At 40.0% G+C, this 12,859-nt stretch carries 9 protein-coding genes; 1 reads left to right on the forward strand and 8 read right to left on the reverse strand.

Annotated elements, in window-relative coordinates; translation table 11 throughout:
* Positions 1–152 precede the first annotated feature (152 nt).
* From cas2 to cas9, 3 genes are read right to left on the reverse strand one after another with little or no spacing between them, the layout of a single operon-like run.
* Positions 153–485: a CRISPR-associated endonuclease Cas2 gene (cas2, locus tag DWW10_RS24725; RefSeq protein ID WP_118421185.1), complete on the reverse strand. Its 333-nt coding sequence runs from the start codon at positions 483–485 to the stop codon at positions 153–155.
* A complete protein-coding gene (cas1, locus tag DWW10_RS24730) occupies positions 485–1,417 on the reverse strand; it encodes a type II CRISPR-associated endonuclease Cas1 (protein ID WP_118421184.1) in 933 nt (310 codons plus the stop codon). The genes cas2 and cas1 overlap by 1 nt, the downstream gene beginning before the upstream one ends.
* Positions 1,414–5,937: a type II CRISPR RNA-guided endonuclease Cas9 gene (gene cas9, locus DWW10_RS24735; protein ID WP_118421183.1), complete on the reverse strand. Its 4,524-nt coding sequence runs from the start codon at positions 5,935–5,937 to the stop codon at positions 1,414–1,416. The genes cas1 and cas9 overlap by 4 nt, the downstream gene beginning before the upstream one ends.
* 726 nt (positions 5,938–6,663) lie before the next feature.
* On the opposite strand from cas9, the gene dnaG reads away from it, so the two are divergent.
* A complete protein-coding gene (gene dnaG, locus DWW10_RS24740; RefSeq protein WP_118421182.1) occupies positions 6,664–8,748 on the forward strand; it encodes a DNA primase in 2,085 nt (694 codons plus the stop codon).
* Between the two features lie 167 nt (positions 8,749–8,915).
* Here the strand turns inward: dnaG and folE are convergent, their stop codons facing one another.
* The 5 genes from folE to DWW10_RS24765 form a co-directional block, all read right to left on the reverse strand.
* A complete protein-coding gene (folE, locus tag DWW10_RS24745) occupies positions 8,916–9,509 on the reverse strand; it encodes a GTP cyclohydrolase I FolE (protein ID WP_007210082.1) in 594 nt (197 codons plus the stop codon).
* A 10-nt stretch (positions 9,510–9,519) separates the two neighbouring features.
* Positions 9,520–9,975: an SPOR domain-containing protein gene (locus DWW10_RS24750; protein ID WP_007210081.1), complete on the reverse strand. Its 456-nt coding sequence runs from the start codon at positions 9,973–9,975 to the stop codon at positions 9,520–9,522.
* Positions 9,976–10,077: 102 nt separating this feature from the next.
* Positions 10,078–10,833 (reverse strand): triose-phosphate isomerase, encoded by a 756-nt coding sequence (tpiA, locus tag DWW10_RS26560; protein ID WP_022208975.1) that lies wholly within the window; start codon positions 10,831–10,833, stop codon positions 10,078–10,080.
* Between the two features lie 54 nt (positions 10,834–10,887).
* Positions 10,888–12,228, reverse strand: coding sequence for a BT_3928 family protein (locus DWW10_RS26565; protein ID WP_118421272.1), 1,341 nt, complete (start codon positions 12,226–12,228; stop codon positions 10,888–10,890).
* Positions 12,218–12,760: a DUF1599 domain-containing protein gene (locus tag DWW10_RS24765; protein ID WP_007210078.1), complete on the reverse strand. Its 543-nt coding sequence runs from the start codon at positions 12,758–12,760 to the stop codon at positions 12,218–12,220. Before DWW10_RS24765 ends, DWW10_RS26565 begins: the two co-directional genes overlap by 11 nt.
* Positions 12,761–12,859 lie beyond the last annotated feature (99 nt).

A 12,859-nucleotide genomic window follows, 5' to 3' on the forward strand; every position in this document is an offset into this window, starting at 1 on the left:
TGATTCGCTTTCAAAATAGTATCTTTGTAGGATAAGCAACAGCTCATCACCAGCAGTAGACTGTACTACAAGCATTTACAGTAGAAACTCGAATATAAAAAACAGATGCTGTTGTAATAGAAAATCCCGTTTAATAGCGGGATTTTTTAATTCTAAAATAATTCAAGTTGTTGCCCTGGAGTATTTATTTCCTGCACTTTCTTACCATAAAAGAGTTCGATAGCACCAAACTGCTTATCAGTTATACACATAATTCCCACTTTTCCAAGTTCCGGTAAAAATGACCTAACCCGCTTCATATGTACTTCCGCATTTTCACTACTACCACAATGACGCACATAAATCGAAAACTGGAACATTGTGAAACCATCTTTCTGAAGATTTTTCCTAAAATCAATATACGCCTTTTTCTCTTTCTTTGTTTCAGTAGGCAAATCGAAAAAAACCAATAGCCACATAATACGATATTCACTAAAACGATCCATCACATCTCAGGATAGGCAATACGACGCACCTCTCCACTAAAACATTTATAAAGTGAAGCAGTTGTTTGAGATACAGCAACCATTAAAGGGCTCCTCTTACCATCAATCCTAACTTCCAAAGTAGGAATACCCAATAATTGTATTTTCAACTCTTTTGTCAATTCCTCATACCTCATCCCACTTCTCACTATACCAAAAACCAATTCATCTACATAAGGACGATAAGGTTCCATTATATCATCTGCCAGACAGTAAGCATTATAACGATTATGGTGATGAATACCTAAAGTCGGCAAAAGTCCACTTGTAACCAAAGCTCTTGCAACAACTGCACGCAAAATAGCATATCCATAATTTAACAGATTATTAGGCGGAATTCCCTCACGCTCTCTTGTAAATCCATCAATATTGGAAAACAAGTTTTTCCAATAGAAAGCTGCTGCACGAGCTTCCAAATTATCAGAATCTCCACTCTTTACATCTGCAGCCCATATACGCATGCATTTCATTTCTTCACCTATACACTTCCGCAAAGCAGTAGCTTGATTCTCTATTTTTGCACGGATAGTCTGCTGCCAAAGCTGTTTTTTTAATGGAAGAGATGCCTCCAACTGCTGGCGAAAACGCTCATTCTGAGTTGTGTTTCCATACAAAGGAAGCATCAATCCCACCGGCATGCTTTTGCTATCACAAGTTATCACAGCAGAATTATTTTCAAGCAACGCTTCCAAGACTCCTGAAGTAATAGTTATTTGTTTATTATCCAATACCACAACTCCGATATCTTCTACTGGTTTTGTCACTTCCGTTTGTTCTTTGAAAGCGCTAGGTAGAGACTCATTCTTCACAACTTCTGGCAACTTAATCACTAGCTGTGCATTACGTAAAGAGAGATAAACCGGATTCCCGAAATAAAGAGTTTTTTTTATCATAAGTTTTTCCTTCCACCTATACTTATTATATTTCCAATCTTATCAACCTTGACTGGAACGCAAATAGATTTTATCATTTCCCCATCCCATGATTTTTCAGCTTTATTATTAGCTCCTAATTCAAGAGTTGAAACGATCGGATTAGCTACCGTATGAGGTACAAAAAAGCATTGTGGACCGGACGAAGAAACCATTTTATAGATTCTTCTACTATCTATTTCAGGGGATATGTTACCTGACTCACACTCCTCTACCGTAGGTATATATACCAAATCATTGGGTGATAACGTAAACAATAATCGGTCTCCCTTAGCATTCATCTCTGGTACGGGAGTCCATCTCATTTTCAGACGTTCTATAACAATATTCAATGGAATGGTTTCATAGACCCGATCACCGGAAGATGTCTGGTAAACAGCAAAGAATAAGTTCGTTCCTTTGGCAGCTTCTACATATTTAGAACGCTTATTAGCCACACTACCTACATTGAATTTATTGCCTTTTGGTTCATAAACGCGTACTCTATAGATAGGTTGATGTAACTTGCCATCATTCAAAACAGTTAAGTTTTTATTCATCTCACTGATACCATCCGGTGAAAATGCTAATGCTGGATTATCATCATTATTAGACAAATGCTTCAGAAGTATTTTTTGTATACCAGTATCTGTCACAGCTTCTTTGATTTTTTTCATATTAAAGCTAGCATCCAAAGGTTTACACACTGCCACCAAAGGTTCGGAAGTATTGTCTGTAAAATAATAAACAGGAACTTTCGATAAATTCAAATTCTTCCACAAATAGATGTTCTCCTTAAAATATCTCTCAATACCTTTCTTATCATATTTATATGACATGAGTTCGAGAACCTTCTTTTTCATCTTTTTATCTACAATCATAGATGGAGCATCAAGTGCAACCGACAATCGAGCCTCTTTTACTCTTCTCAAGTTGACACTTCCAAAGGCTGTATCCTTATGCATAGGTTTGCGGATTGCAAGATTATCTCCATGCACCTGCTTCTTCAATACCTTTATTCCATGTTCATCGAAACACTGATAAGTATTGGACGACTTGTTTATAACCCGCAGATTTTGCTTGAAACCCACAATAATATGCTCTAATGATTTCCGAGCATCCTGAGTAAATGTATCCCATGGCTTTTTAATACTCCATATATAATCCCCCTTATCATTCGTTTTCTTTTTATCACATAATTGTCGCTGTAAATCTGTCCGGGAGACTTTAGAATTTTTGCTTGCCGACTCATTACTCAAATAATTTACGTGATTTCGTGTAGCGCAAGCTATTATAATTGCATCCATTGCATGATGACGATGGTCGATACGCTTCTTGTTAAAACCTTTTTGGTATTCAAGCGGCATTGCTGTCTGGAAAACCCTCTTACCTGCTTTATCTTCCCACCCACCAAACTGACAACTATCAGTCAAATGGTTCAATCGGTCAAAACGAGGATACACTATCTGATTCCATACATCATTCATACCCCAATCTCTTTTGAGCCTATCGGTAACGGTCCCTGTACAAACAACCATATTTTTGGAAATATCTTCCTGTTCATACTCACCATCCTTATCTTTTTCACGAACAATATTAGATAATAGCCTCTTTACTAACTTACTGATATACCGACTATCATTCAACTGGCGTTCAATAAACTTTTCTGGAATTTCATCCATGAGCAACTTCTTCATCTTATTTCTCGACTTGGCATAATGTTCCTTAACGAATGTCTCATAAGCCTCAACAGAAAATATTTGAATATGCTCAGAAAGTTTTCTCCCGTGATGCTCCTTTATGAACTCATATCCTAAAAGATTATCTTTCAGTTTATTCACTGCCGATTCACATATTACTTTATTACTAAATGAATCGTCAAAATAACGTGCTTGCGGTATAATATGTTCTATCTCATAAGCCGGTGTAAACAATTGTCCCAAAGGAATCACATTTCCTGTATAGGGCGAACGATATCGCTGTTCTAACCATAATTTATACCGTAAGAACTCTGAACGAGTCGGCTGCCTCATAACATCAAATTTCTTCAAAAAAACGGCAATATCATCCGGTAACTCTTCCACGCTATTCAACACCCCATCCTCATATATACGCAACAATTCCTGCTGACTGGGTGAATAAGGGCGTACATTTTCCACTCCAAATTCCGGGTTCATAAACTCAATCAACAAAGCTTTAATGCGCAGGTTGGCATTTTCATTTGCCTGTATCTGCTCGGAGATTTGTTTACGTTTCTCTGATGAGTTTTTTATCTCACGCCCCAGTTCCACATGTATCTCGTCAATCCGCCCAACCTTTTTCCAAATGTCACGAACGGTACGCAATGTCTCCAAAACCACCTGTTCGACTATCGGATTACGCAATGAATGTTGTTTAAAATTCCTCAAATAAATATCTATATCCTCGGGAGATTCCCATTTTGTAGTCTCTTTCGCTTCTGAATGTCTGTTATATACTATATAGCAAGCAAGCCATAACGGAAGTCCCCTGAAATCATTCAATGTTGAAAGATTGGCACATTTTTCTCTGACTTGTTTACATATAGATTCGTCAAATTCCCCATTTATAATTTTCTTTATGCGTTCAGCCGTCTTATCATCAATAGCCGTGTCAGCCCAATACTTCCCTCTTCGCATTAATGGCAAAAGTTTCTTGATAGCTTTTGCCGAATAGGCTCCATACTCTTTTTTAAACGGCGGACATTTACAGAAGACTTCTACAAAACGATTCGGTAAATTATATTTAGTCGCAAACTTTGTCAATGCTTTAACGATTTCTTGCTTATCTTCGACTGAATAAAGAATATGCCACAACGCCTCTTCTCTTCCTCCCTCTTCCGATAAAAAACTGGTTGATATTTCTGATTTTTCTAGCAGGGACAAAATTAAAGAGTGAGTTTCATTACATGGATAAGATTTATCTTCTACATAATTCCAACGATATTGTTCTGCTACTTTCTTAATACCAAATGCAGGATTAGCAAGAAAAGACTTCTGATCTATTTTCCCCTTATCATTTAACCACTCAAACAAAGCAACATAATCGGCCTCTGTTTTAAGGAAATCGACAGTAACATCTACATCTGTTTGTAGCCTCCCATCTACTTCTTTTTCTCTTTTATAGATACGGATATTATCAATGAATTGCCATAAGCGAAACTCTTGAAAAAGTGGCTGAGTCTTAGCAATACATTTAATGGAAGCTCGTTTTATTTCTCCGGTTTCCTTATCTACATATTGATTCTCCTCATAGGGACAATTGTCAATCAATGATTTTTTAGTCTTTAAAGGACGCTGATAAAATAAAATATCATCTATAAATAAGTAAACGAAATCCCGATTAGCAATATTTCTTTTATGAACTTCATTATTCGGATAGAGTGCCTCAACACATCTTTTAAATATATCGTTGTCCTGAAGTTCGGAATGGAAGGATATTTGCTTCAACAGAATAGCTCGCAATTCTTCTTTATAATATTTACGTTCAACAGTCCGTATCAGTTGTCCCTTTATTTTCTGACCAGGATTGTGCAACAGGGTATCATAAATATAAGTTCCGATTGTTTTGTTACTTTTAGTAATATCAGCTTCCGTTTTTTTCTTTATCAACGTCCAATCTCCTTCTTTAGGTATACTGAAAGAGCGTTTTACACTTCCATCCTTCCCTAATTTCGGAGTACCATCTTCATTCAAATCTGTAGTTACAATAAATTCTTTCACCATTCCTTCCCACTTAAGAGGAACAGCACTTGTTCTACGGTAAATCCAACCATTCTCCAAATGAACATTATACCATGTTTCCTTTCCTTTTTTTTCGTCAGTCGCTTCAACTCGAACTACCTGCAAAGCACAATACTCCTTTAACTTATTAGATGACTCTTCCTCATCTTCGCCACGCAACTGATAATAACCACGTTTCTGATTAAAATTCAAAAGAATCCATGCCAATTCCTCCTTTGATATTTTTTCTGTTAACGCTTTCTTACGTAAATAATAGATAGTCCAATCATAGGGAACTTTTTTACTATCAGCTACCCACTCTGGTTGATAGTGAGAGAAATCAGCTAACATGGCCTGAAACGAATTCTGAAAAAGGAACACCCATTGTCCCATTTCATTCTTCTTCCATGGAAGCTTAGGCTCAACATCCGGCTTAAATTTACCAGGATGATGATCAAAATCTATTTCGTTTGCATAGTGTTCGGGCAGGAATCCAAGTATTTTCAACACTTTATGCAGCCTTTCGCGTCGCAACAAGCCACGTTCACGAAGTCGGCGTATGCCTCTGAATGTTGTTCTTTCAGAAGTTTGAGATTTAGTTACTCCTTTATCAAAGTCACCTAATGTTGCAGCATCCATTGGTATAATACGACTACCAGACAGTTCTATTAACCTATTTTCATTCTGTCCTTCACCTACAGAAGTCACCACTGCCCAACCGATACTATTTGTACCTAAATCTAATCCCAGTATTTTTTTCATTTTATTATTATTTTATTATGCATTCTCACAAAGTTAATAAAAAAAGAATATAAAACCACGATTTATCAAAATATTGTCTATATTTGTAGCATACTATTTGAAGCGAATCACAATAAGGATTATTCCGTTGTGAAAACACTTAGGTTGCCCTCGTCCTTTTACGGGGGCTTTTTTATTATCATAGATTCTTAGTTTAGTCTCTTTCTTTTATTTTTCATTCCGCCTAATAGTGAAACTTTTATATCTGACAGCTTTATATCTATTCTAATTCTAAAACCTTTAAATTCGAAGAAATTCGAAGAAATTCATAGTATATGAAATTATTTGATTTATATTTTGGCAAAAATGCAACCTTCATTGATGTATATTCTAATAGTGATAAATATATATCATTAAGGAAATAGAAAAGCTAAATTCCATATTAAAATACTTATTTGAAGCGAATCACAGCTCACTATAGAATATGATACCAGTACTTTACTTAGAATTTAGCAATTTTAGACGTAACAACGATAGATAATTATTTTAATACTTAGTGTGAATATAATAATAAAGCTGACAAACAGCAATTTAGGTAGAAGAAAGGAAAGATCTCATTACCACTACTAAGCTATTCATCCAATGAAGCAAATCACAATAAGGACCATTCCGTTGTGAAAACATTAGGTTCCCTCGTCCTCAACGGGGGATTTTTTTTATCTTTGCATTCGCAAAAACAATTATCCAATGATAGACCAACCTACCATAGACAGAATTCTGGATGCCGCACAGATTGTAGACATTGTATCGGACTTCGTTACGTTGCGCAAGCGAGGTGTGAATTATGTAGGCTTGTGTCCGTTCCATGATGACAAGACGCCATCATTTTATGTATCGCCTTCCAAAGGGTTGTGCAAATGCTTTTCCTGCGGTAAGGGTGGCAATGCGGTGCACTTCATAATGGAGCACGAGCAGATGAGCTACCCTGAAGCTCTGAAATATCTGGCAAAGAAATACGGTATCGAAATCAAGGAGCGCGAACTGTCTAGTGAAGAGAAGCTGATGCAGAGCGAACGTGAAAGTTTGTTCATTGTGAATAACTTTGCACGTGATTACTTCCAAAATATACTTAAAAACCATGTGGACGGACGTAGCATTGGTATGGCATACTTCCGCAATCGTGGTTTCCGGGATGATATCATCGAAAAGTTCCAGTTAGGCTATTGCACCGAAAGTCACGATGCCATGGCTCAGGAAGCCATAAAGAAGGGATTCAAGAAAGAATATCTTGTCAAGACAGGGCTTTGTTACGAAACGGACGATCACCGCCTGCGTGACCGCTTTTGGGGACGTGTCATTTTTCCGGTGCACACACTTTCCGGTAAGGTGGTCGCTTTCGGCGGGCGCGTGCTTAGCAGTGCGACGAAGGGAGTCAAAGTTAAATATGTCAACTCTCCCGAATCGGAAATCTATCATAAGAGTAGTGAGTTGTATGGCATTTATTTTGCCAAACAGGCTATTGTGAAACAAGACCGTTGCTTCCTGGTGGAAGGATACACGGACGTTATTTCCATGCACCAGTCAGGTGTGGAGAATGTGGTAGCTTCTTCGGGTACGGCACTGACTCCGGGACAAATTAAGCTCATTCACCGCTTCACCAATAACATTACGGTACTCTATGACGGTGACGTGGCAGGTATCAAGGCTTCTCTCCGTGGTATCGACATGCTGCTGGAAGAAGGAATGAATATCAAGGTTTGCCTACTTCCCGATGGGGAAGATCCGGACTCCTTCGCACGCAAGCACAACGCTACAGAATTCCAGAAATTCATACAAGATAATGAAACTGACTTTATACGCTTCAAAACAAATCTTTTACTGGAAGATGCCGGAAAAGATCCCATCAAGCGTGCTGAGTTAATCGGCAATCTTGTACAAAGTATATCTATTATTCCTGAAGCAATTGTCCGCGATGTATATATTAAAGAATGTAGCCAGCTGCTTCGTATAGAAGACAAACTGCTGGTTTCGGAAGTTGCCAAACGACGCGAAACGCAGGCTGAGAAGCAGGCGGAACAAAGAAACCGGGAAACAAGAAAGAATAATGCAGCCCGCGACGCTGCACAAGCACCGCTTCCCGACGGAATGCAACCACCCTACCCTGAAGACATGCCTCCTTATCCCATGGATGGAGAAATGCCTGACGGTGGTGCACCGCTTCCACCGGAAGCTGCCGAATACGTATCTTATATCCCACAGGAGGGAAAAGAAGGACAGGAATTCTACAAATACGAGCGCCTTATCCTGCAAATGGTAGTACGCTACGGAGAGAAAATATTGTGCAACGTTCCCGATGAGGAAGGGAAAGAAATTCCCATCACGGTAACGGAATACATAGTCAATGACTTAAAGGAGGATGAACTGGCTTTCCACAACCCGCTGCACAGGCAAATGTTGATAGAAGCGGCAGAGCATATACATAATGAAGGGTTCACCGCAGAACGGTATTTCCTGGCACATCCCGACCCAATTATCAGTAAGCTAAGTACAGAGTTGATTGCCGACCGCTACCAACTGAGTAAGTATCATTCCAAAGCCCAAAGGTTGGTGACCGATGAGGAACGCCTATTCGAATTGGTACCTACGCTCATGATTAATTTCAAGTTCGCCATCATCAGTGAAGAAATGAAACACATGATGTATGCCTTGCAAGATCCTGCCGTAGCCAATGATGAAGAACAATGCACCTCTATCATGAAACGCTACTCAGAACTGCGTGAGATCAAAAGTATTATGGCCAAACGGTTGGGAGACAGAGTTGTACTCGGTTAAATCACCTTACTCTTAATGAGAACGATAATTTCCCCATGCAGAAACGACAGTTTCCCCTAATGAGAACGACGGTTTCTCCTAAAGGGAACGCGCGTTTCCTTTAATGGGAACAACAGTTTTCCTTCATGGAACTGTAGTTTCCTTTCATGAAATAACGTACGGAATTGTTATGTGAATGAATTCTGGCGAATGAGGTTCATAAACTCTTCACGAGTCTTTGCCTGATTGAAAGCACCTGTAAAATCGGAAGTGGTCGTTATGGAATTTTGCTTTTCAACCCCACGCATCTGCATACACATGTGCTTGGCTTCCACAACCACCATTACACCCAGAGGATTCAGTGTTTCCTGGATGCATTCTTTAATCTGGAGCGTCATGCGTTCCTGCACCTGAAGGCGATGGGAAAAGATATCCACTACACGGGCAATTTTGCTCAGCCCTGTAATGTAACCGTTGGGGATATAAGCCACGTGTGCTTTTCCGTAGAACGGAAGCATGTGGTGTTCGCAAAGTGAGAAGAAATCAATGTCTTTCACAATCACCATCTGGCTGTATTCTTCCTTAAACTTGGCAGAGCGGAGCACTTCATGCGGGTCCATGAAATAGCCTTTTGTCAAACTCAGCATAGCCTTTGCTACACGTTCGGGGGTTTTCAGTAGTCCTTCGCGTTCGGCATCTTCGCCCAATAAAGTTATAATACGCTGATAGTGTTCTTTCAGTTCATCCAGTGCAGGAGATACGATTTCTTCTTTTCCTAACATGAGTAAGTTTTTATAAGGGGATGTTTATCTGCTCTTTCACAATAGAAACTTCTTTGAATACGCCTGTAGCACGCAACTGGCGCATCATGGCATCTGCTTCTTCAATACTGCGGAAGTCTCCTACACGGCACAGCCAGCGGGGAGAGTTGAAAGAGGTATAAACAGAAAGTTCCGGGAAATATTCTTTGATTCGTGAGCCCACAGCGTGAGCTTCGTTCTTGGCTCTACTGGTATTGTTTCCGGCATACACCTGTACACGAAAACCCTGACTTTTAAGCACTCTGTTCTCCGTTCCGTTGGGGATATATTCCTGACCTATCAAGGCCTCGATGCGGGCATCCTGATGGATGGTTACCTTACCCTGTCCCGGCACATTGCGTTCCAAACTCTTCACAATGTTATTCTGCGCCGAAGCAAAAGCGGCGAAAGCAAAGCATGCAATTAAAAGTAAACCAAGCTTCTTCATAATGAATAATATAATAATAGACGGTTGATAATATGATTATAGAGACTGATAACCGACAACCGGCACTTCACCGGTTATCAATTATCAGTCTTCCATTATCTATTAATTAAAAGCATCAATGATACCTTTGAAGTCTGCTACCTTCAGAGCTGCACCACCGATCAAGCCACCATCAACGTCAGGATTAGCGAACAATTCCTTAGCGTTAGACGGTTTAGCGCTACCACCGTAAAGGATAGAACAGTTGTCAGCAACTTCCTTACCGTACTTGTCAGCAACTAATGAACGGATGAAAGCATGGATTTCCTGAGCCTGGTCGGGAGTAGCGGTTTTACCTGTACCGATAGCCCAAACCGGTTCGTAAGCCAATACGATCTTAGAGAAATCTTCAGCAGACAGAGAGAATACAGAAGCCAACTGAGCAGCAACTACTTCATTCTGCTTGTTAGCTTCGCGCTCTTCCAGCACTTCACCGATACAGAAGATCGGAGTCAGGCCGTTAGCCAAAGCCAATTTTACTTTTTCTTCCAGGATGGCAACTGTTTCGCCGTAGTAAGCACGACGTTCTGAGTGACCCAGGATTACATATTTAGCGCCTGTAGAAGCAACCATAGCAGCTGAAACTTCACCAGTGTAAGCACCTGATTCTTTATCAGCACAGTTTTCAGCACCTACGCCAATCTTAGCGGGGTCTACCAACGGAGTAACCGATGCCAGGTGAATAAAAGGAGTACAGATGATTACATCACAGTTAGGCTTTTCGTTAGCCAATACTTCATTCAGTTCTTTTGCAAGAGCAATACCCTCCTGAAGGGTTTTGTTCATTTTCCAGTTTCCTGCAACAATGTTTTTTCTCATTTTGTTTTTTATTTATTAAAAGGGTTAATGTATTTTTGATTTATAATTTGTGGTTTATGGCTGAGGAAGCTCTTGCTTATCACTCATCACTCCATCGCTAATCACTTTATTTTTCGCTCTCTTCCTTTCCCTGCGCTTCACAACCAGGATGTCCACGCCGATAACCATCAGCAACGGAATAATAAACCACAAAAGAACGTAACCAATCGTGCGCAAATCACTTTCTTGTTTCTGCTGACCGAGTTCCAGTTTATCCAGACTATCCGTCAACACGTATTCATCCGGCAAGCTGTTATCACTCCACTTATTCAGAATGACACCATCCTTTATCAGCATCAGTCCGGGATTGGAACGAATAATGGTCTTCAAAGTGATGTCGTCCATCTGGCAGAAAGGATATTCTGCACCGGTCTTGTCACGCCACAACTCTATTTGTTCCTCCGGCGAAGAAGTCAGGGCATAAAAGCCGTACCCATGCTCCACACTATAATCATAGATCTCGTTAATAAGGTCTATATTGCTATCGTCAGCATTTTCAATACGATGAGCTACTAACAGGAATGTATATCCCTTATCTGATAAAATACTATCGGTCAGATCCTCTCCGGTTTCCAGACTTACAATAGAGAAGTCGTGAATCGGAGGCTCGTATCCTTTTTCCTTCAACACCGTACGTGTTTCAACAAACGTCCATGTGCTATCCGGGTAATTATCCAGTGTAAATTCCTGCTTTTTTCCATCTTTCTCCAGAATGAACTTGCTCTCAAACACACTGGGTTTTGCTCCTTCGGGTATTTCCATGCCTTCTTTGATATTCTTTCCGATCTTGTAAGGACGGAAATCCAGAATAGGCAGATTATCCAAGCAATAGAACGAAAGCACAAACACAAAAAAGAACGTATACATGGAAACCATCCATGCCATTTTCGCCGTAATAAAGCGGATGATTTGTTTTCCACCTTTGAAGACAGATACGGCTGCAATAAACAATACCACATTCTTGCCGAACGTTTCCCAATTTGTCAACACCCATGCATCACCGAAACAACCACAATCGGACACCGGATTCGCTAATGCCAGATACAGTGTCAGCGGTGTCATCACGATCATCAGCAACAATGCTAGAGTCGTAGCAAACCGCCGCCGTATACCGAAGAACAAGAATACTCCCACGGAGAATTCCAACGCCGACAATACGATGGCAAACAGTAGTTGCAAATATGTAGGAAACCACGCGGCCATTCCGAAAGCCGTCAGATAATCCTGAATCTTATAAAAAGAGCCTAACGGATCGACAGCCTTCACAAAGCCGGAAAAGATAAATACCACCGCCAGTAAAAAGCGGCAAACATTCACCCAGCTCTTCCAGATTATATGTTTCTGCTTAGTCTCCAAATTCAATCTTAATCAAACCGAATACGGAATAATTAATCATGTCCATATAATTAGCATCCACTCCTTCCGAAACCAAAGTCTGTCCTGACAGGCTTTCAATCTGTTTCGTACGGTAGATTTTCATCAATATCAGATCAGTGTATGAACTGACACGCATGCTGCGCCATGCCTCATCGTAATCATGATTCTTAGCAAGCATCAGATCCAATGAAGTTTTAGCATATTTGTCATACAACGCCATTGCTTCTTCATTCGTGATATCGGCTGATTCCGCATATCCCAGTTCCAACTGTATCAATCCGACAATACCATAGTTGACTATCGCAATGAACTCGGAACGTATTCCTTCGTCCACCAACGTCACTCCTTTGGTTTCAATACTCCTGATACGATTGGCTTTAATGAATATCTGGTCAGTCACGGAAGCCGGACGGAGAATACGCCATGCCGGACCGTAATCATGTAGTTTCTTGGAGAACAAATCACGACAGATGGCAATGACATGCTCAAATTGTTGTTTGGTATCTTTCATTTCCTTACAAATTGGTTGCAAAGGTAGGAATAATTAAAGAAAAAAGAAAAGAGGGCACTCTAAATTATATTAAAGTGCCCTCTTCTTTATGGGTTTATT

Source organism: Bacteroides intestinalis (genome assembly GCF_003464595.1).
In the GTDB taxonomy this organism is placed as follows: Bacteria; Bacteroidota; Bacteroidia; order Bacteroidales; family Bacteroidaceae; genus Bacteroides; species Bacteroides intestinalis_A.

Bases quoted from the DNA above. Each gene is read 5' to 3' on its own strand.
- cas2 (WP_118421185.1), bottom strand. From the start codon at position 485: ATGGATCGTTTTAGTGAATATCGTATTATGTGGCTATTGGTTTTTTTC.
- cas1 (WP_118421184.1), bottom strand. From the start codon at position 1,417: ATGATAAAAAAAACTCTTTATTTCGGGAATCCGGTTTATCTCTCTTTA.
- cas9 (WP_118421183.1), bottom strand. From the start codon at position 5,937: ATGAAAAAAATACTGGGATTAGATTTAGGTACAAATAGTATCGGTTGG.
- dnaG (WP_118421182.1), top strand. From the start codon at position 6,664: ATGATAGACCAACCTACCATAGACAGAATTCTGGATGCCGCACAGATT.
- folE (WP_007210082.1), bottom strand. From the start codon at position 9,509: ATGTTAGGAAAAGAAGAAATCGTATCTCCTGCACTGGATGAACTGAAA.
- DWW10_RS24750 (WP_007210081.1), bottom strand. From the start codon at position 9,975: ATGAAGAAGCTTGGTTTACTTTTAATTGCATGCTTTGCTTTCGCCGCT.
- tpiA (WP_022208975.1), bottom strand. From the start codon at position 10,833: ATGAGAAAAAACATTGTTGCAGGAAACTGGAAAATGAACAAAACCCTT.
- DWW10_RS24765 (WP_007210078.1), bottom strand. From the start codon at position 12,760: ATGAAAGATACCAAACAACAATTTGAGCATGTCATTGCCATCTGTCGT.